Raw genomic sequence first — 19,013 nt, forward strand, 5'->3', positions numbered from 1 at the left:
GTTGAAGGGTCAGCGCAGGCCGCTGTCGCGATCCAGGGCGTGCAGGGCGTCGTCGATGTCCTCCGCCTTGGCGGCGACCAGGGCGCGGGCGTCGGTCAGGGCGCGGTTGTAGAAGACCGCGCCCACCTCCTTCGCCAGCCCGTCCAGCAGGGCCTCGGCTTCCAGCCCGCCGATCTCCACGTCCAGCTGCTCGGCCAGCAGGGCCCGAAGACGCGCGGCGGCCGCGCGCCGCTCCTCCGGGGTCAGGGTGATGGGCGTCTTCATGCGACCTCCGCGAGGGCTTCCTCCGCCTCCAGCCAGGCGGCCTCGGCGGCGTCCAGGTCGGCCTGGGCCTTCGCCCGGGCCCGGGTGAGCCCCTCGAGCGCCTTGGGGTTGGACACGGCGGCGTTGGCCAGATCGTCGTCGATGCGCGCGATCTCCGCAGTCAGGGCCGCGACGCGCTCTTCGGCCTTCTTCACCGCGTGTCGGAGGGTCGACGGCGACGGACCGCCCTTCTTCTTCTCCGCCTTCGGCGCGGGCGCGCCGGCCGAGACGACTTCCGGCTCGTGCTTCACCTGCGTCGGCTTCATCCCCGCCTGTTTCGCCCGGTCGAGAACGAACTTGGCATAGTCGTCCATGTCGCCCTCGAACGGCTTGACCGTCCCGTCGGCCGCCAGCCACAGCCGGTCGGCCACCAGCTCCATCAGCGAGCGGTCGTGGGTGATCAGGATGACCGCGCCGGTGTACTCGTTCAGCGCGTCCAGCAGGGCGCGGCGGCTGTCGATGTCCAGGTGGTTGGTCGGTTCGTCGAGGATCAGGACGTGCGGCGCGTCCATCGCCACCAGGTTCAGCAGCAGGCGCGCCCGCTCGCCGCCCGACAGGGCCGCGACCTTGGTCTCCTGCTTCTCGAACGGCAGGCCGAACTGGGCCAGTCGCGACCGGCGCGAGCTCTCCGACGCTTCTGGCATGGCGCGCCGGATGATCTCCAGCGGCGTGTCGGTCGGGTCCATGGCCTCGATCTGGTGCTGGTGGAACCAGCCGACCCGCATCTTGCCGTCGCGATGGAATTCGCCGGTCTCGATGTTCAGCGCCTTGGCGATCAGCTTGGCGAAGGTCGACTTGCCCGCGCCGTTGACGCCCAGCAGACCGATCCGGTCGTCCAGATCCATCCGCAGGTTCAGGTTCTTCAGGATCGGCTTGCCGGGTTCATAGCCGACGTTGGCCCGCTCCAGCCGGATCAGGGGCGGGGGCAGGGGGCGCGGCGGCGACGGCAGGATGAAGGGCGCCACCCGCTCCTCGGGCGGCAGCTCGATCCGCTCCATCTTCTCCAGCTTCTTGACGCGCGACTGCGCCTGGGTGGCCTTCGACGCCTTGGCCTTGAACCGGTCGATGAACTTCTGCAGGTGCGCCCGCTCGGCCTCCTGCTTGGACTTGGTCGCCTCCATGAGGCGCAGCTTTTCGGCCCGCGTCTTTTCGAAGGTGTCGTAGTTGCCGGTGTAGAGCTCCAGCTTGCGGTTCGACAGGTGCAGGATGTGGGTGCAGACCTCGTTCAGCATCTCGCGGTCGTGGCTGATGATCAGCGCGGTCGCCGGATACTTCTTCAGCCGCGCCTCCAGCCACAGCGCGCCTTCCAGATCGAGGTAGTTGGTCGGTTCGTCCAGCAGCAGCATCTCCGGCTCGGCGAACAGCGCCGCCGCAAGCGCCACGCGCATGCGCCAGCCGCCCGAGAAATGCGACATCGGCCGGTGCAGGTCCTCCTGACTGAAGCCGAGACCGACCAGGATTTCCGACGCCCTGGCCGGCGCGGCGTCGGCGTCGATCTCGATGAGCCGGGACCAGATTTCGCCCATCTCCTCGGGTTCCGCGGTCTCCAGCCGGCTCAGCAGCTGGTGCCGCTCCACGTCGGCTTCGAGGATCGTCTCCAGCACGCTGACGGGCGTGGCCGGATGTTCCTGATCCACTGAGCCGATGCGTGCGGTCTTCGGCAGGGACACCTCGTCGCCGCCGGCGACCAGTTCGCCCAGGATCACCTTGAACAGGGTCGACTTGCCGATGCCGTTGCGGCCGACCAGCCCGACCTTGGCCCCCGGCGGCAGGCTTACGGAGGCGTCGTCGAGGAACGAGCGGCCCCAGGCGTTCAGGGTGAGGTTCTTGATCTGCAGCATCGTCGAAAAACTCGGGCGCCTCTCACGCCTGCCGGCGGGAGATGGAGGCAAAAATGAGAAGCGTTGGAAACGGGGAAGAGCGCCGCTATAAGCCCGCGACCTTCAATCTCCCAACAAGAAGTCGCTCCCATGACCGAACGCACCTTCTCGATCATCAAGCCCGACGCCACGCGTCGCAACCTGACCGGCAAGGTCAACGCCGTGATCGAGGACGCCGGCCTGCGCATCGTCGCCCAGCGCCGCATCCGGATGACCGAGGACCAGGCGAAGAAGTTCTACGAAGTTCACGCCGCCCGCCCGTTCTACGGCGAGCTGGTGGAATTCATGACCTCGGCTCCGGTCGTCGTGCAGGTGCTGGAAGGCGAGAACGCCGTGGCCCGCTACCGCGAAGTCATGGGCGCCACCAACCCGGCCGACGCCGCCGAGGGCACCATCCGCAAGCTCTACGCCGAAAGCGTCGGCGAGAACTCGGTCCACGGCTCGGATTCGGCCGAGAACGCGGCCATCGAGATCGCCCAGTTCTTCACTGACGATCAGATCGTCGGCTGAGTTTCCCCGGACCGATGAATGAAGAAGGCCCCGGTCGTCGCCGGGGCCTTTTTTCATGGCCGGCGAGAATCGCGGCAGAACCGGTCCAGCACCGCCGGATAAAGGACGTGCTCCGCCGTCCTGACCCGCGCCGAAAGCGCCTCGGCGTCGTCGCCCGGCAGGATCGGCACGCGCGACTGGCCCAAGATCGGCCCGGCGTCGACGTCGTCGATGACCAGATGAACCGTGCACCCCGCCTCGGCGTCGCCGGCGGCCAGAGCGCGCGCGTGGGTGTCCAGGCCCGGATGTCTGGGCAGCAGGCTGGGGTGGATGTTCAGCATCCGCCCCTCCCAGGCGGCGACCAGCCACGGGCTCAGCAGGCGCATGTAGCCGGCGAGGGCCACGACCTCGACGCCGTGCGCCTCCAGCACGGCCTGGATCGCCCGCTCGTGCGCCTGCCTGTCCCGGCCGTGCCCGCGATGATCTACGACGACGGCGGGAACGCCGCGCTCCGCCGCCAGCGTCAGCCCGCCGGCCTCCGGCACGTTCGAGATCACCACGACGACCTCGAAGGCGGCGTCGGCGGCGCCCGCCGCGTCGAGGATCGCGGCCATGTTCGATCCCGCGCCGGAGATCAGCACGGCGACGGGGACGCGAGGGGAGTTCGAGGCGGTCATCGGCGCGAGGGATGGCCGCGATGACGGGCGAAGGCAAGCGCTGGACGTCGGTCCCGCCATCTGGGACGGTGGCGCGGGAACGGGGGTTTGCGAATGACGGACGCCAGCGCGGGGCAGGGCCGACTGCCGGTCATCGACGGCGTGCGGGCGGTGGCCCTGTACGGCGTCATCGCCATGAACCTGACGGGCATGGTCATGGTCTTCGCGGCGGGACAGGTGATCACCCGCGCGGGGCCGCCGGATCTGGCTTTCGGCCTGTTCGAACTTCTGTTCATACAGGGGAAGGCGCGGTCGATGTTCGCCTTCCTGTTCGGCGTGGGCTTCGGCCTGCTGATGTCGCGGACCGGTCCGGGGTTCGGGGCCTACTTCCTGCGCCGCATGCTGCTGCTGCTGGGAATCGGCGTGTTCAACCTCGCCTTCCTCTACTGGGGCGACATCCTGATCGTGTACGCCATCTGCGGCATGCTGCTCATGCTGTGTCGCGGCTGGTCGCAGAAGACCCTCCTGACCGTCGGCCTCGCCCTGGTGCTGGCGCCGCCCTTCGTGGCCGGGGCCGCCGAGATTCTGTTCGGCCCTCTGCGCGGCCTGAACGGCCAGACCGCCGCCGAGGGCTGGCGCTGGTTCGAGAGCCTGCGGCCGATCTACGAGGGTTCCGACTATTTCGCCGTGATGCGCGCCAATCTTCAGTACTACGTGGCGCACAACCTCTTCGACACCGCCTACGTCGCCGTCTACGACCTCGGCGTCATGGGCCTTTTCCTGCTGGGCCTGTGGACGGTGCGGAAGGGCGTCTTCGCCGACGTCCACCGCTTCCGAGCCTTCCTCCGGCGCGTGCTCTGGACGTGCCTGCCGGTCGGCCTGCTCATCAGCGCCGCCTACATCGCCCCGGACGTCGCGGGCATCCCGATGGAGGGCTGGATCGCGGGGGCCAGGCGCATGGCCTACGTCGGCCTGCCGATCCTCGCCTTCGGCTACCTCGCTCTTTTCACCCTGTGGTTCTCGGGATCGGGCCGCGCGGTCGGGCGCGCCCTGGCGCCGATGGGGCGGCTGGCCCTGACCGGCTATCTGGCGTCCAACCTGATCGGCGGCTTCGTCTGGTACGGCTGGGGCCTCGGCCGGCTGGGCGAATGGGGCATGGCCCAGATCAACCTGCTGGCGCTTGGCGTCTTCCTCGGTCTGTCCGTCTTCGCGGCCCTGTGGCTCCGCGTCTTCCCCATCGGCCCGGTCGAGGGGCTGTGGCGGTTCCTGTGCGGACGCCGCAGCCGGCCTGACGCCGCAGACGGCGCCGGCGCGGTCTGAGTCAGCCGCCCGTCGCGGCCGCCGGCGCCGGCGCCGGCGCGCGGAAGTCGCCGGCGGGTCCAGGGAAGACGACCGGGCTCTCGTAGCCGTCGGCGGAGATCGCCGAGACGCCGAAGAAGTAATCGTCGATCACGATGCCGCGCAGCACCGCCTCGGTGGCTTCGGGGCCGAAGGCGCGGCTGTGGGTCCACTGCGGCGCGGTGGTCGAGCGCCACCAGACGCGATAGCCCGCGGCGCCCGGCACGGCCTGCCAGCGCACGGTGGTGTCGGGCCTCACGGCGCCGGCGATCGTGACGCCCGTCGGCGGGGCCGGCGCCCTGGCCAGGGCGGCCAGCGAGACGATGTTCAGCCGGGCCACCTGCCCCAGATAGTCGAAGTCCACGCCCTCGATCACGTCGCCGTAGTGGACGCCGTTCTCCACGCGCAGGTCCTGATGCTGGCGGTCGTAGTGCTCGGCGCCCTCCGAGATCCGCACGGCGGGGAAGCCCGCGCGCAGCATCTCGACCTGGTCCCCGCCGCGCCCGTACCGGTCGGTGCGATAGATCATCTCGACGTCGAAATTCGCCAGATAGCGGTCGGCGATTCCGTCGACGAAGCGCGACAGGTTCCTCGACGAGGAATCGACCTCGCCGCCGTTGTAGCGGCGCTGGTTGGCCTGCTGCTCGGTCTCGACGGTCTTCGTTCCTTCGGAGAACACCCGCACGCGGGTGGTGTCGCGCACGCCGTTCGAGCCTTCGGAGTTGCCGACGATGTCGTTGTTCAGGTTCGCCTCGACGAACCAGCCCTGCGCCCTGGCGTAGTCGGCCAGGATCTTGCCGCCCAGCAGACCCTGCTCCTCGCCGGACAGGACGGCATAGACGATGGTCGCGTCGAACCGGTGCCTGGACAGCACGCGCGCCGCCTCGAACACGGTCGCCACGCCCGAGGCGTCGTCGTTGGCCCCCGGCGCGTCGGAGGTGAAGTCCATCACGTCGCTGACCCGCGAATCCAGATGGCCGGAGATGATGATGACGCGGTTCGGGTCGCCGGCGCCGCGCTGGATGGCCACCACGTTCACGACCTCGGTCGGATTGGGCACGCGCTGGCCGGTCACCGTGTCCGACGGCGTCACGATCTCCAGACACCCGCCGCAGTCGGCCGAAATCTGCTCGAAGCGCCGGGCCGACCAGCGCCGCGCCGCGCCGATGCCCCGCGTCTCCGACTGCGTCTCCGACAGGGTGTGGCGGGTGCCGAAGCCCACCATGAACTCGATGTCCTCCCGCATGCGCTCGGGACGGACCTGCCCGGCCAGCTCGTGAAGGAAGGGATGCTCCGTCGCCGCGGAGGTCTGCGCCGACGCCGCGCCTCCGCCCAGCAGCAACAGGGTCAGGCCCAGGGCGAGTGCGCGCATGCGGTCTTCCTCTCGGATCAGGCGGCGTCCAGTCGTCCGCACACGAAAGCGGTTTCCCCCGCTTCCAGCAAGCCGGCCAGCACGTCCTCGACGTGCTCGGGCCCGACGATCAGGATGAAGCCGACGCCGCAATTGAAGGTGCGGCGCATCTCGTGCGCCTCGATCCCGCCCGCCTCGGCCAGCCAGCGGAACACGGGCGGCAGGGGCCAGGCCTCCCAGTCGAACACCGGCTTCAGATGATCGGCGATGCCCCTCTGCGGGTTCTCGATCAGGCCGCCGCCCGTGATGTGCGCCGCGCCCTTGACCCATCCGGCCTTCATCAGCGGCAGCACCGACTTCACATAGATGCGCGTCGGCTCCATCAGGGCCTGGGCCAGCGTCCGGTCGCGGTCGAACGGGGCGTCGTCGCCCCACGTCTTGCCCGCCGCCTCGATCACCCGGCGGATGAGCGAATAGCCGTTGGAGTGCGGCCCGGACGAGGCGATGCCGACGATCACGTCGCCGGTGTTCTGCAGGTCGAAGCGGGGCAGGGCGCTCCCGCGCTCCAGCGCGCCCAGCGAGAACCCCGCCAGATCATAGTCGCCGCCGGAATACATGCCCGGCATCTCGGCCGTCTCGCCCCCGACCAGGGCGCAGCCGGCCTGCCGGCAGCCCTCGGCGATCCCCGCCACGACGCGCCGCGCGGCGTCCACGTCCAGCTTGCCGGTGGCGTAATAGTCGAGGAACAGCAGCGGCTCCGCGCCCTGCGCCAGCAGGTCGTTGACGCACATGGCCACCAGATCGATCCCGACGCCGTCGTGCCGCCCCGTCTCGATGGCGATCTTCAGCTTGGTGCCGACCCCGTCCGTCGTGGTGACGATGAGCGGGTCCTTGAACCCCGCCGCCTTCAGGTCGAACAGGGCCCCGAACCCGCCCAGCGACGGCTCCGACCCCGGCCGCGCCGTCGATTTCGCCAACGGCTTGATGGCGTCCACCAGCCGCTCGCCGGCGTCGATGTCCACGCCGGCGTCGGCGTAGGTCAGGCCGTTGCGGACGGAATTCGGGGTGTCGCTCATGGGTCACGGGCCTGAATCGGTTGGCGGACTTGCGCGGCGGCTCTTGCCACACGGGGCGCGGGCGGGGCTATAGCATCCGAATGACGCCGATCACCACCACCGAGGCCCTGCGCGACTTCTGCGCCAAGCTGTCGGACCAGCCCTTCATCACCGTCGACACCGAGTTCATGCGGGAGACGACCTACTGGCCGAAGCTGTGCCTGATCCAGGCCGCCTCGCCGACGGACGCCGCCATCATCGACCCGCTTGCCGAGGGGCTGGACCTGGAGCCGTTCCTCGACCTGCTGCGGGACGAGAAGATTCTGAAGGTTTTCCACGCCGCCCGACAGGACGTGGAGATCTTCGTGCGTCTCGGCGCCATGCCCCGGCCGATGTTCGACACCCAGGTCGCCGCCATGGCCGCCGGCTTCGGCGATCAGGTCTCCTACGAGGCGCTGGTCCGCCAGATGGTCCGCAAGGAGGTCGACAAGGGCAGCCGCTTCACCGACTGGGCCCGCCGGCCCCTGTCGGACGCCCAGCTGACCTATGCGCTGGGGGACGTCACCCATCTGGCGGCGCTGTACCCGAAGCTGCGTGACCGCCTGCAGAAGGACGGTCGGCTGGACTGGGTCATGTCCGAGATGGAGGACCTGACCGATCCCAAACTCTACGACACCACGCCGGAGCTGGCGTGGAAGCGGCTGAAGCCCAAGAAGTGGTCGGCGAAATATCTCGCCGCCTTCGTCGCCGTGGCGACCTGGCGGGAGCGCGCGGCGCAGGAGCGGGATCAGCCGCGGGGCCGCATCCTGAAGGACGAGGCCATCGACGAGATCGCCACCCAGGCGCCGACCGACGCCGACGCCTTCAACCGCCTGCGCTCCGTGCCCAAGGGTTTCGGCGGCTCGCGCCTCGGCCAGGAGCTGATCGAAGACCTCAAGCGCGTGCTGGCGGATCCCGAGGCCCACGCGCCCAAGGTCGAACGCCCCGGCCGCAACGACCCCGCCCCGCCGTCGGTGGTGGAGCTGCTGAAGGTCCTGCTCAAGGCCAAGAGCGACAACGCGGGCGTGGCCTCCAAGCTGATCGCCACGGTCGCCGACCTCGAGAAGATCGCCGTCGACGACGAGGCCGACGTCGAGGCCCTGCACGGCTGGCGCCGCCAGCTGTTCGGCGACGATGCCCTGAAGCTCAAGCGGGGCGAGATCGCTCTGGTTCTCAACGGCCCGCGCGTCGAGGTGGTCGAGATCGAGGGCTAGATCCCCTCGATCTCCAGCTCCGCGCCCAGCGCCTCGGCCAGCGCCCGGGCGCGGCGGCGCGTCTGCTCGCCCAGCAGCATGTCGGCATAGGCGGGCGTCGCCGACAGCCGCAGCGTGCTCTTGTCCAGCCCGAGCGCGGCGTTCGCCAGCAACTGCGGCGAGCGCCCGGACAGGTCGCAGGCCAGACGGATCGCCAGACCCAGCGCCCGGGCCCGCGCCCGCAGCTCGTCGTTCAGCAGCCGCTCGATCGTGGCCGGCTCGGGAGTGCTGGAGGGGCCGCCGTACCGGGCGCTGATCGCCGTCGCGAGGAAGGCCCGCTCCACGTGCGTCTGACCGGGGATCGAGGCCCGCAGAACCTGGTCGAACGCCAGCTCGACGCGGTGATCGGGGTGCAGCCGCGCGCCGAGGTCGCACAGGTTGCACGCGGCGCGGGTCAGCACCGCGTCGCGCTCCACGGCGAACGCCGGCGGGAGGTTGCGGATCAGGGCGTCGATCCAGCCCGCGACGGCGCCCGGCAGGCCCGGGGACACGCCCTGTCGCGCGCCCAGCGCCTCGGTCCCGGCCAGCAGCGGATCGACGACCAGCGTCTTCTCCCCCAGCGCCTCGAACAGCAGGCCCTCGCGCACGCCCCAGGCCGAGAAGCTGATCTCCTCGAAGCCCAGATGCTCGATCAGCCCCTCCAGCACGAGGGCCGCATAGGGCAGGGTCTCGGCCCGTCGTCTCGATATGCCCGGCGACTTTTCCAGCGAGGCGCGCGACTGGCGGGCGGCGAAGCGCGCCACCTCGCGGGCGTCCGCCGCGCTCATCGCATACTGGTGCACCACCTTCAGCGGATAGTCCGAGATCGCCATGTGCAGCTGGGCCAGGCTGCGCCACGCCCCCCCGACGGCGTGCAGTCGCCGGTCGCCATGGTCGCTCCTGGCCGGCTTCAGCCGCTTGGCCACCAGCGCCCGGACGCGTTCGGCGTCGAAGGGTTTCCCGTCCGACAGGGCGAAGGGCCCCAGCGCCAGGGTGACGCCGTCCATGACCTTGCCGTCGCCGATCCGGGTCAGCTCCAGACTGGTCCCGCCCATGTCGGCGGCCGTGCCGGCCGCGTCCGGGGCCCCGGCCAGCACGCCGAGGGCCGAGGCGCGCGCCTCTTCCTCGCCGGTCAGGACGCGGATGCGCAGGCCGGTCTCCGCCGCCACCCGTTCGCAGAACTCCGGCCCGTCCTCGGCCTCGCGCACCGCCGCGGTGGCGGCGACGAAGGTCAGGTCCGGCCGCACGCCCTCGATCACCGCCGCGAACCGCTTCAAGGCCGCCATGGCGTCGACGACCCCGCGCTCCGACAGGCGACGGGTGCGCGGCAGGTCGCGGCCGAGGCCGGCCAGCACCTTTTCGTTGAACACGGTCCAGATGGCCCGCCCCTCCAGCCGGTACAGCACCAGACGCACGGAGTTGGATCCCACGTCGACCACCGCCGCCTGGGCGGGCGCGGCGTCAGACGGGCCGGTCATAGCGCAGGGCTTCGGGCAGGGTCTTCACCTTGCGGCCGCGGCCGGACAGGCTGGGATTGGTCATGAAGTACTTGTGCGCCGAGAACGGCCGCGCCGGGTCCACGGGCTCCATCCGGCGGTAGACGCCGTCGGGTCCGAGGATCCAGCTCTGCAGGTCGTCCTTCAGGTTGGCCACCATGATCTGGTCCAGCACCTGGTCGTGAACCGTCGCGTTGCGCACCGGGGTCATCAACTCGACGCGGCGGTCGAGGTTGCGCGGCATCCAGTCGGCCGAGGCGATGAACAGCTTCGCCTTGTCGTTCGGCAGATCCCGCCCGTTGGCGAAGGCGACGACGCGGCTGTGCTCGAGGAAGCGCCCGACGATCGACTTCACCCGGATGTTCTCGCTCAGCCCGGCCACGCCCGGACGCAGACAGCAGATGCCCCGCACGATCAGCTCGATGCGCACGCCGGCCTGACTGGCGCGATACAGGGCGTCGATCACCTCCGGATCCACCAGGCTGTTCATCTTCGCCCAGAGCGCCGCGGGCTTGCCCTTGGCCGCCGCCGCCATTTCCGCCTCGATCAGGCGGATCAGGGTGGCCTTCATGTTCAGCGGCGAGACGACCAGCGCTTCCAGTTCATCGGGCGCGGCATAGCCGGTGATGTAGTTGAACACCCGCGTCGCGTCCCGACCCAGCACGGGGTCGCAGGTGAACAGGCTCAGGTCGGTGTAGATGCGCGCCGTGACGGGGTGATAGTTGCCGGTGCCGAAGTGGCAGTAGGTGCGCAGTCCCTCGCCCTCCTTGCGCACCACCACGCTGACCTTGGCGTGGGTCTTGTACTCCACGAAGCCGAAGACGACGTGGACGCCCGCCCGCTCCATGGCCCGTGCCCAGCGCAGGTTCGCCTCCTCGTCGAAACGTGCCTTCAGCTCGACCAGCGCGGTGACGTTCTTGCCGTTCTCGGCCGCCTCGATCAGGGCGGCGACGATCGGACTGTCCTTCGACGTCCGGTACAGGGTCTGCTTGATCGCCAGGACGTTCGGATCGCGCGCGGCCTGTCGCAGGAACTGCACCACCACGTCGAAGCTCTCGAACGGGTGGTGGATCAGCATGTCCTTCTCGCGGATCGCCGCGAAGATGTCGCCCCCGTGGTCGCGCACCCGTTCCGGGTAGCGGGGCTCGTAGCCCTTGAACTTCAGATCCGGGTGGCCCGCCGGGATCAGGTCGGAAAGCTGGGCGAGACCCAGCATGCCGTCGACGAGGATGACGTCCTGCGGTTGGGCGTTCAGCTCGCCGGTGATGAAGGTCCGCAGATCCTCCGGCATCGAGGCCTCGATCTTGATGCGCACCACCGAGCCCAGGCGGCGCTGCTTCAGCGCCTCCTCGAACTCCATGACCAGATCTTCCGCCTCTTCCTCGATCTCGATGTCGCTGTCGCGGATCAGCCGGAAGACGCCGCGCTCCAGCACCTCGCAGCCGGGGAACAGATGGTCGATGAAAAGGGTGAGCAGGCTCTCCAGCGTGACGTAGCGCTTCTTGCCCGGCGTCGACCGCCCGTCCGTCGCAAGGGGCCAGAACCGCTTCACCTGGGTCGGCACCGGCACCAGCGCATAGAGCACCCGGTTGTCGGCGACGCGGCGCAGCTTCAGCGCCAGCGAAAAGCCGAGGTTCGGCAGGAAGGGAAAGGGATGAGCCGGGTCGATGGCCATCGGCGTCAGGATGGCGAACAGCTGGTTCAGGAACTCCGGTTCCAGGCGTTCCCGCTCGGTCTTGGTGGTCTTCGCCGCGTCGACGATCTCGATTCCGGCGCCGATCAGCTCCTTGCGCAGCTTGCGCCAGCGCCGCTGCTGCTCCGCCATCAGGACGCCGGCGGCCGTGTTGATCTTCTCCAGGGCCTCGGCGGGAGTAAGCCCGTCGGGCGAGACGATGCGCACTCGTTCGCGGACCTGACCTTTCAGCCCGGCCACGCGCGTCATGTAGAATTCGTCCAGATTGTTGGCCGAGATCGACAGGAACCGCAGCCTCTCCAGCAGCGGATGGTCCGGGTTGGCGGCCTGCTCCAGCACGCGGGCGTTGAAGGCCAGCCACGACAGCTCTCGATTGAAGAACCGTTCCGGCGAGGCCATCAGCGCCTTGTCCAGCTTCAGCTGCGGCGCGCGTGACGTCGGGACGTCGTCGCCGCGTGTCGGGTCGCTGATGACGGCGGATTCGCTCATGCCTTGGTCATGGCCCGGTCTCGGCGACGCCGCAACCGCGCAGGCATGAAGATGCGCGGCCCGCGACCGTTTCCGTCGCGGCCGCGTGCCAGAAATGCGCTCGCATCCCCCATCCGGCCCGGGATGCGCTGACGGCGCCCGGCGCACGCGATCCGGACTGTCCGGACTGTCCGGACTCAAATTTTCAATCCGGATCGCCGGGGCCCAGCGGTCCGAAGACTCGCCGGGCGACCGCCCGCGTCACGGCCCCCGGCTCCGCGTCCAGCCTCGCCACCGCGGCCTCCACGGCCCCCGACGACCGCTCGATCCGCTTCAGCAGCCACGGGATCAGATCGGCCGGAGGGGCGATCGAGCGGCGCGCGAATTCGGCCTCCAGCATCTCGGCCAACACCGCATCGTCCGGCGTCTGGATCGCGACCGTGGGCACGGCGTCCAGCCGGGATCGCAGATCGGGCAGGGCCGCCTCCCAACTGGACGGCGCGCTGCGGGCCACCAACAGCAGGGCGCCGCCGCCCGACCGGGCCAGATTGATCAGATGGAACAGGGTCTCGTCGTCAGCGTCCGGCGCGCGGTCCAGCAGGATCGGCCGGCCCTCGACCTCCAGCGGGTCCAGCAGCGACGCCTCCGCCCCGTGCACCGGCACGGCGCCGACCCGTTCGGCCCAGTCGGCGGCCAGCCGGCTCTTGCCGCTGCCCTTGGGCCCGATCAGCGCCAGCACCGGCGTCAGGGCGTCGGGCCAGGTCGCCAGCCGGGCCACCGCCGCGGCGTTGCAGTCGGACGTGACGAATGGCCGATGACGACCCGCGCCTTCGTGGGTCAGGTCCAGCTTCATCTGGCCGCGTTTCGGCTCCTCGCCCGTCATGCCTGCCCCATAGCAGAACCGGCGCCGTGGGGCAGGGCGCCGGTGGGCCGTTCCGTGGACGGATCGACGCCCGCTGGGGACGGCCAGCCTTGACTTTGCGGGGGGATGATGCGCCCTACGCCATCCCCGAATTGCGCCGTTTGCGCCCTGGATTCCAAGACGAACCGACCATGCACGCCTATCGCTCCCACACCTGCGGCGCCCTCCGGTCCTCCGACGCCGGCTCGAACGTGCGGCTGTCCGGCTGGGTGCACCGCAAGCGCGATCATGGCGGCCTGCTGTTCGTCGACCTGCGCGACCATTACGGCCTGACCCAGCTGGTCTTCCACCCCGAGGCCCCGGGCTTTGAGGTGGTCGAGCGCGTGCGCGCCGAAAGCGTGATCCGCATCGACGGCGAGGTCGTGGCCCGCGAGGCCGGCACCGTGAACCCCAACCTGCCGACCGGCGAGGTCGAGGTCCGCGTCAAGTCGGTCGAGGTCCTGTCCGAGGCCGCCGAACTGCCCCTGCCGGTCTTCGGCGAGCCGGAGTATCCCGAGGAACTGCGCCTGAAGCACCGCTATCTCGACCTGCGTCGGGAGACCCTGCACCGGAACATCGTGCTGCGTTCCAGGGTCATCTCCTCGATCCGGCGTCGCATGGTCGACCAAGGCTTTCTGGAGTACCAGACGCCGATCCTGACGGCCTCGTCGCCGGAAGGCGCGCGCGACTTCCTGGTGCCGTCCCGCCTGCACCCGGGCAAGTTCTACGCCCTGCCGCAGGCCCCGCAGCAGTTCAAGCAGCTGCTCATGGTCTCGGGTTTCGACCGCTACTTCCAGATCGCCCCCTGCTTCCGCGACGAGGATCTCCGGGCCGACCGCTCGCTGGAGTTCTACCAGCTCGACGTCGAGATGAGCTTCGTCACGCAGGAGGACGTGTTCGCGGCCATCGAGCCCGTGATGCACGGCGTGTTCGAGGAGTTCGCCGACGGCAAGCCCGTCTCGCCCATCGACGGCGTCCACACCTTCACCAACGACTTCGGCCAGACGTCGGAACACCGGGGCTTCGAGCGGCTGACCTACGCCCAGTCCATGGCCTGGTACGGCACCGACAAGCCGGACACCCGCAACCCCATCAGGATGCAGGACGTGTCGGAGCATTTCCGCGACGGCGGCTTCGGCCTGTTCAACAAGATCCTCGCGGCCGACGAGAACAACGCCGTCTGGGCCATCCCGGCCCCGACCGGCGGCAGCCGCGCCTTCTGCGACCGCATGAACTCCTGGGCCCAGGCCGAGGGCCAGCCGGGCCTCGGCTACATCTTCTGGTCCGACGATCAAGGCGCCTGGGGCGGACCGATCGCCAAGAACCTGGGCCAGGAGCCGACCGAGGCCCTGATGTCCTCACTGGGCCTCGGCAAGGGCGACGCCGCCTTCTTCGCCGCCGGCCTGCCCGCGACGTTCGCCAAGTTCGCCGGCCTGGCCCGCACCCGCGTGGGCACGGAGCTGAAGCTGATCGACGAGAACCAGTTCAAGTTCTGCTGGATCGTCGACTTCCCGATGTTCGAATGGTCGGAAGAAGAGAAGAAGGTCGACTTCAGCCACAACCCCTTCTCAATGCCCCAGGGCGGGCTGGAGGCGCTGGAGACGCAGGACCCCCTGACCATCCGCGCCTATCAGTACGACATCGTCTGCAACGGCTATGAGCTGTGCTCGGGCGCGATCCGGAACCACAAGGCCGAGATCATGCTCAAGGCCTTCCAGATCGCCGGCTACGACGCGTCGGTGGTCGAGGAGCAGTTCGGCGGCATGCTGAACGCCTTCCGCTACGGCGCGCCTCCTCACGGCGGTCTGGCGCCCGGCATCGACCGGATCGTCATGCTGCTGGCCAATCAGACCGCGATCCGCGAGGTCATCGCCTTCCCGCTGAACCAGCAGGGGGAGGATCTGCTCATGAACGCCCCGACCGAGGCGCAGGAGCGCCAGCTCAAGGACGTCCACATCCGCACGGCTCTGCCCCTCAAGTAGGGGGGCGGCGGCCGGCTCAGGCCGGGCTCAGCGGTCGGCGACGACGATGTTGCGAGTGGTGCGCGGCGGCGCGGCCGGCCGAGGCGGGGCCGGGGGACGCACGACGACCATGCGGCCGCGGCAGACGTTGACGCGCATGTCGCGGGGCAGACGGGTCGCAGCGTCGCCGCAGGCCTCGGACACCTGGGCTTGGGTCAGCCCGCGCGCGCCGGTCAAATCGGTGCCGCGAATGTCCGTCCGGTCCAGCGTGGCGCCCTGGAAATTGGCCCCGCCGAAGGCGCCCCCGGTCAGGCGCGCGCCGTCCAGCGAGGCGCCGCGGAAGCTGACTCCGGCGAAATTGCCGTTCGACAGGTTCGAGGCGTCGACCTCGGCGCCCGTGAAGTTGGCGTTGCGGGCGTCGACGTTGGCCAGGGTCACGCCGAACAGCTCCGCGTCGGCGAACACGGCCGAGCGAAGGTTGGCCCGGTTCATGTTGGCTCCGCCCAGCTCGGCGCCGGTCAGGTCGGCGCGGCTCAGATTCGCCGAGGTGAAGACCGAGCCCATCGCCTCGACCCCGTTCAACCGGGCCGAGGTGAAGTTGGCGCCGCCGAAATTGGCCCCGACCAGGGTCGCGCCGGTCAGATTGGCCCGGGAGAAGTCGGCGCCGGAGAAGTTCGAACCGACCAGCTCTGCGCCGCGCAGGTTGGCGCCCACCAGCGTCGAGCCGGTGAAGGTGGCGGAGATGAAGGTGGCCCCCGCAAGGTCGCGGCCCGACAGTTCGCAGCGCACGCAGGAACCGCCCAGCGACACCGTCCGCGCCACGTCCGGATCCTGGCCGTAGTACGGGCTCTGCTGCAGGAAGGGCTCCTGCGGCTTCGTCACCGGGATCGCCTGCCGCATCTCGGCCGCCGTGGTCTCTCCGGCCACGACGGGCCCGGCGGCCGCGAGCAGCGCCGCGGCGGCCGTGATCAGAAACAGACGGGGATGCGGAAACTGGGTCACGGGTCTAGATGATCCGATCTCGCCGAAAACCCTACTTAAATCGACGTAAGGTCCGCCGCATTCAGCAGGCGGGAATGTGCAGGCCGCGCGGCAGACGCGTGGCGGAGTCGCCGCAGGCCCTGTCCAGCCGGCCTTGGGTAAGGCCGCGGGCCGTGCCCATCTCGGCTCCCGAGAAGTCGGCGCCCGAAAGGTTCGCGCCCGAAAAATTCGCGCCTTCCAGATACACGCCCACGAAGCTGGCGTTGGTCAGATCCGCGCCGGCGAAGCTCGCTCCGCCGAACACCGCGCCGTAGGCGTCCACGTCGCGCATGTCCGCGCCCGAGAAGTTGGTCCGGTTCATCACCGCCAACGAAAGCGACGCCTGTCTCAGCCGCGAGCGGGCGAGGTTCAGTCCCGAGGCCTCCAGCCCGGTGAAGTCGCCCTGGAACAGGTTGCATCCGGCGCAACTGCGACCGGACTGCACGCGGGAGATCTGGCCCGCGTTCTGGGCCGCGGCGGGAGCGGCGAAGGCCAGGGCGGCGACGAACACGACGAAGGCGGTCAAGCGAGGCATGGGACGCTCCGGAAACGAAGCCTGCGGCCCTGCAAGATTCGCGCCTCAGCCGGCCGGGGTTTGGACCGTTCCCCCGCCTGCCCCGGACGCCGCGCCGCAGGTGTCGCAGGTCAGGGTCTCGCCCCGGCGCTGAACGGCCATTCCCCCGCAGGCGGGGCAGGGGGCCTGGGCGGGCTCAGCCTCGGCGGGCGACCGCCGCTCCTCCCGCGCCTTGCCGAACGGCAGGACCACCAGATTGTCCGGCGTGGCTCCGCGGGCGAAGCCCTTCGAGATCAGGCTGGCGGCCGGGACCGCCTCGGCGTCGTCCGCAGGAACCAGCCCGTCGCGGTCGCCGCCCTCCGCGCCGTCGGCCAGGTCGTCGCGTCCCAGATAGGACACCCCAAGCTCCCGGAAGATATAGTCGAGGATCGAGGTCGCGGACCGGATGGAATCGTTGCCGGTCACCCGTCCTGACGGCTCGAACCGGGTGTGGGTGAAGGCGTCGACGAACTCGTCCAGCGGCACGCCGTATTGAAGTCCGATGGAAACGGAGATGGCGAAATTGTTCATCAGGCTGCGGAAAGCGGCGCCTTCCTTGTGCATGTCGATGAAGATCTCGCCGAGTTCGCCGTCCTCGTATTCGCCGGTGTGGACGTAGACCTTGTGGCCGCCGACGGCAGCCTTCTGGATGTAGCCCTTGCGTCGGTCGGGCAGCTTCCGGCGGGACCTGTCCTTTTCGACCACCCGCTCCACGACCCGCTGTTCGACCGGGGGAGCGGGCGGGTCCGCGCGGCGCGGCGCCGGCTCCTCGACGGGGCGCAGGTCGAGGGCGAACCCGGCGGGCGGTTCCGCCCGGGCCAGACGCAGGCCGGGCCGGCCTTTGGCCGCGGCGTCGGCCAACAGGGCCTCCGCGTCGGCGGCGGTCGCCCGCCAGTGGACGGGCTGTGCCCGCAGATCCGGCGCGTCGGACAGGTCCGCGAGCGCCGCCTCGAAGTCGGGCGCCGCTCCTGGAACGCCGTCCAGCCAAGGCTTCAGCGTTTCGGGCGCCTCGCGCCACCCGGTCAGGTCAGGCGTCCCCAGCGCATGGGCTTCGGCCGCCGCGATCGCCGCGGGGCCGAACCCCAGCCGGCTCAACAGCGACCCTTCGCCCGGCTCGAGTCCCAGCACGTCCCGGGCGAAACCCGCGTCGAGGAAGGGCTCGGCGAACGCCGCGTCCAACGTGTCGACCTCGTTCAGGGCCGCCTCGATGGCCTGCAGTTCGACGTCGGTGAACCCCGCCCGCCGCAGGGTCGCGTGGTCCAGACCGGGCGCGTCGACCAGAGTCCGCCGTCCGAACAGCCGTCGTTCCGCGGCCTCGACCAGGGCCGGCTCATGCCGGGTCAGGGCGTCGGCGAGCGCGGGGTGCAGGCGCCGGCTCACGTCGCCGTCGGCGGTCTCGAACAGATCGACGGGCGACCACCGGCCGACTCCCAGGCGCAGGGCCGCCTCCGGATCGGCTCCGAACAGGCCGATCCGGCGTCCCTTAGCCCGGACCGCCTCGACCATCGCCGTCGCAAGATCGCGGACTTCGGCGACGCCGGCTTCAAGGTCGCCGGCCCGCAGGCCGCGCGCCGTCAACCCTTCCAGTTGCAGGATCAGACGTGTGCCCTCGCGAGCCAGGGCGATCGCGGCCCGACCCGTCAGGTCCGCCAAGGTCCGGATCTCCTCCGTCCCGTCGGAAAAGACCGTTCGGCAGGCCTCCAGATTCAGCGCCAGGCTCACCGGCGCGACCGGCGTCGCGTCCGGCGCGTCGAAGACGGCGATCAGGTCGCCGTGCAGAAGGCCGGTCAGAACCGCGCTCTCCGCCTCGCCGCCGCGTTCGAGCACGACGGTGAGGGGCGGGGGCGTCGGCCACGACGTGTCCGCCGCGGTCGGCACGTCGCCGTCGACGGCGCGGGCGATCTCGGCGTCGGAGGCGCCGGCGCGCCGGGCGGCCCAGGCGGCGCGGGCCAGGGCCGGATTGCGCAGCGGGTCTCCGCAGTCGGCGGCGGGGCCTTCGCAGCGCAGGACCGCCTCGGCCACGCCGCCGAGGGCGTCGGTCAGGGCCGTCAGCGCGCCATGGGCCAGTCGGGCCGCGGCCGCCTCCCCCACATGCCGCGCGATCGGCGCGCGCCCCTGCTCGTGGCGACCGTCGATCACCCCGGACGTCGCGGCGACCGCCCCGAAGGCGACCAGCCCCGCGCGAACGGCGAGAGCGAGGTCGGCTGCGGTCCCGTCGTCGGCGCCGAGGGCGCGCAGCCGCGCCTCGACGGCTTCGAGCACGTCGCCGCCGTCGCATCCCGCCCAGTCGATCCAGGCTTCCAGCCGCGCCGTGGACCAGTCCATGGGCGCGACGACCGTCACGACGTCGGCGTCGCGGTCCACCTCGCGTTCCACGCACGGGGCGAGGTCGGCCGGAAACGGGATTCGGCTGCGTCGGGGCATGGGCGTCCTTGGGGCGGCCTGCGGGCGGCGTCTTGGGCCGCAGGATAAGTCGTCACGCGCGCCCCAGGCAATAAATCTGGGCCCCCGGAGGGCATTCGCCCACAAGATATGGGCTCTCCGTGAACGCGCGGCGCGCTGGACGCGGACGCGTCGG

Annotated in this window: 15 protein-coding genes; 4 read left to right on the plus strand and 11 right to left on the minus strand. The window is 70.3% G+C overall.

Going from position 1 to position 19,013, the window contains the following annotated elements; translation table 11 throughout:
* Positions 1-9: 9 nt before the first annotated feature.
* A complete protein-coding gene (locus EFJ44_RS08965) occupies positions 10-264 on the minus strand; it encodes a DUF2164 domain-containing protein (RefSeq protein ID WP_125256885.1) in 255 nt (84 codons plus the stop codon).
* Positions 261-2,144: an ABC-F family ATP-binding cassette domain-containing protein gene (locus EFJ44_RS08970; protein WP_125256886.1), complete on the minus strand. Its 1,884-nt coding sequence runs from the start codon at positions 2,142-2,144 to the stop codon at positions 261-263. The genes EFJ44_RS08965 and EFJ44_RS08970 overlap by 4 nt, the downstream gene beginning before the upstream one ends.
* Positions 2,145-2,273: 129 nt before the next feature.
* On the opposite strand from EFJ44_RS08970, the gene ndk reads away from it, so the two are divergent.
* Entirely contained in the window at positions 2,274-2,693 is a 420-nt protein-coding gene (gene ndk / locus EFJ44_RS08975; RefSeq protein WP_125256887.1) for a nucleoside-diphosphate kinase, read from the plus strand.
* A 53-nt stretch (positions 2,694-2,746) separates the two neighbouring features.
* On the opposite strand, the gene purN is transcribed toward ndk, so the two are convergent.
* Positions 2,747-3,349: a phosphoribosylglycinamide formyltransferase gene (gene purN / locus EFJ44_RS08980; RefSeq protein ID WP_125256888.1), complete on the minus strand. Its 603-nt coding sequence runs from the start codon at positions 3,347-3,349 to the stop codon at positions 2,747-2,749.
* A gap of 93 nt (positions 3,350-3,442) precedes the next feature.
* On the opposite strand from purN, the gene EFJ44_RS08985 reads away from it, so the two are divergent.
* Positions 3,443-4,648, plus strand: coding sequence for a DUF418 domain-containing protein (locus tag EFJ44_RS08985; protein WP_125256889.1), 1,206 nt, complete (start codon positions 3,443-3,445; stop codon positions 4,646-4,648).
* A gap of 1 nt (position 4,649) precedes the next feature.
* Here EFJ44_RS08985 and EFJ44_RS08990 read toward each other — a convergent pair whose 3' ends face one another.
* Positions 4,650-6,038: a M28 family peptidase gene (locus EFJ44_RS08990; protein WP_125256890.1), complete on the minus strand. Its 1,389-nt coding sequence runs from the start codon at positions 6,036-6,038 to the stop codon at positions 4,650-4,652.
* Between the two features lie 17 nt (positions 6,039-6,055).
* On the minus strand, positions 6,056-7,093 hold the full coding sequence (purM, locus tag EFJ44_RS08995; protein ID WP_125256891.1) for a phosphoribosylformylglycinamidine cyclo-ligase: 1,038 nt from the start codon (positions 7,091-7,093) through the stop codon (positions 6,056-6,058).
* 80 nt (positions 7,094-7,173) lie between these two features.
* On the opposite strand from purM, the gene rnd reads away from it, so the two are divergent.
* Complete coding sequence (gene rnd / locus EFJ44_RS09000) at positions 7,174-8,325, plus strand: ribonuclease D (protein WP_125256892.1); 1,152 nt, start codon at positions 7,174-7,176, stop codon at positions 8,323-8,325.
* On the opposite strand, the gene EFJ44_RS09005 is transcribed toward rnd, so the two are convergent.
* The 3 genes from EFJ44_RS09005 to EFJ44_RS09015 form a co-directional block, all read right to left on the minus strand.
* Entirely contained in the window at positions 8,322-9,821 is a 1,500-nt protein-coding gene (locus EFJ44_RS09005; RefSeq protein ID WP_125256893.1) for a Ppx/GppA family phosphatase, read from the minus strand. The genes rnd and EFJ44_RS09005 overlap by 4 nt on opposite strands.
* The gene (locus tag EFJ44_RS09010) at positions 9,805-12,021 is read right to left on the minus strand and encodes an RNA degradosome polyphosphate kinase (RefSeq protein WP_125256894.1); all 2,217 of its coding nucleotides are present in this window, start codon (positions 12,019-12,021) and stop codon (positions 9,805-9,807) included. Before EFJ44_RS09010 ends, EFJ44_RS09005 begins: the two co-directional genes overlap by 17 nt.
* 184 nt (positions 12,022-12,205) lie before the next feature.
* The gene (locus EFJ44_RS09015) at positions 12,206-12,883 is read right to left on the minus strand and encodes a P-loop NTPase family protein (protein WP_125256895.1); all 678 of its coding nucleotides are present in this window, start codon (positions 12,881-12,883) and stop codon (positions 12,206-12,208) included.
* A gap of 170 nt (positions 12,884-13,053) precedes the next feature.
* Between EFJ44_RS09015 and aspS the strand changes: the two genes are divergently transcribed.
* Positions 13,054-14,883, plus strand: coding sequence for an aspartate--tRNA ligase (gene aspS, locus EFJ44_RS09020; RefSeq protein WP_125256896.1), 1,830 nt, complete (start codon positions 13,054-13,056; stop codon positions 14,881-14,883).
* A 27-nt stretch (positions 14,884-14,910) separates the two neighbouring features.
* On the opposite strand, the gene EFJ44_RS09025 is transcribed toward aspS, so the two are convergent.
* The 3 genes from EFJ44_RS09025 to EFJ44_RS09035 form a co-directional block, all read right to left on the minus strand.
* A complete protein-coding gene (locus EFJ44_RS09025; RefSeq protein WP_241209738.1) occupies positions 14,911-15,864 on the minus strand; it encodes a pentapeptide repeat-containing protein in 954 nt (317 codons plus the stop codon).
* Positions 15,865-15,925: 61 nt separating this feature from the next.
* Positions 15,926-16,417: a pentapeptide repeat-containing protein gene (locus tag EFJ44_RS09030; protein WP_125256897.1), complete on the minus strand. Its 492-nt coding sequence runs from the start codon at positions 16,415-16,417 to the stop codon at positions 15,926-15,928.
* A 45-nt stretch (positions 16,418-16,462) separates the two neighbouring features.
* Positions 16,463-18,859: a TSCPD domain-containing protein gene (locus EFJ44_RS09035; protein ID WP_125256898.1), complete on the minus strand. Its 2,397-nt coding sequence runs from the start codon at positions 18,857-18,859 to the stop codon at positions 16,463-16,465.
* Between the last annotated feature and the right edge of the window lie 154 nt (positions 18,860-19,013).

It is taken from the genome of Brevundimonas fluminis, assembly GCF_003934285.1.
GTDB classification, from domain to species: Bacteria; Pseudomonadota; Alphaproteobacteria; order Caulobacterales; family Caulobacteraceae; genus Brevundimonas; species Brevundimonas fluminis.

What these genes read in the sequence shown, in the direction of transcription:
- ndk (WP_125256887.1), top strand. Translation starts at nt 2,274, where the DNA reads ATGACCGAACGCACCTTCTCGATCATCAAGCCCGACGCCACGCGTCGC.
- EFJ44_RS08970 (WP_125256886.1), bottom strand. Translation starts at nt 2,144, where the DNA reads ATGCTGCAGATCAAGAACCTCACCCTGAACGCCTGGGGCCGCTCGTTC.
- EFJ44_RS09035 (WP_125256898.1), bottom strand. Translation starts at nt 18,859, where the DNA reads ATGCCCCGACGCAGCCGAATCCCGTTTCCGGCCGACCTCGCCCCGTGC.
- aspS (WP_125256896.1), top strand. Translation starts at nt 13,054, where the DNA reads ATGCACGCCTATCGCTCCCACACCTGCGGCGCCCTCCGGTCCTCCGAC.
- EFJ44_RS08985 (WP_125256889.1), top strand. Translation starts at nt 3,443, where the DNA reads ATGACGGACGCCAGCGCGGGGCAGGGCCGACTGCCGGTCATCGACGGC.
- EFJ44_RS09010 (WP_125256894.1), bottom strand. Translation starts at nt 12,021, where the DNA reads ATGAGCGAATCCGCCGTCATCAGCGACCCGACACGCGGCGACGACGTC.
- purN (WP_125256888.1), bottom strand. Translation starts at nt 3,349, where the DNA reads ATGACCGCCTCGAACTCCCCTCGCGTCCCCGTCGCCGTGCTGATCTCC.
- EFJ44_RS09015 (WP_125256895.1), bottom strand. Translation starts at nt 12,883, where the DNA reads ATGACGGGCGAGGAGCCGAAACGCGGCCAGATGAAGCTGGACCTGACC.
- EFJ44_RS08965 (WP_125256885.1), bottom strand. Translation starts at nt 264, where the DNA reads ATGAAGACGCCCATCACCCTGACCCCGGAGGAGCGGCGCGCGGCCGCC.
- EFJ44_RS09030 (WP_125256897.1), bottom strand. Translation starts at nt 16,417, where the DNA reads ATGCCTCGCTTGACCGCCTTCGTCGTGTTCGTCGCCGCCCTGGCCTTC.
- EFJ44_RS08990 (WP_125256890.1), bottom strand. Translation starts at nt 6,038, where the DNA reads ATGCGCGCACTCGCCCTGGGCCTGACCCTGTTGCTGCTGGGCGGAGGC.
- EFJ44_RS09005 (WP_125256893.1), bottom strand. Translation starts at nt 9,821, where the DNA reads ATGACCGGCCCGTCTGACGCCGCGCCCGCCCAGGCGGCGGTGGTCGAC.
- rnd (WP_125256892.1), top strand. Translation starts at nt 7,174, where the DNA reads ATGACGCCGATCACCACCACCGAGGCCCTGCGCGACTTCTGCGCCAAG.
- purM (WP_125256891.1), bottom strand. Translation starts at nt 7,093, where the DNA reads ATGAGCGACACCCCGAATTCCGTCCGCAACGGCCTGACCTACGCCGAC.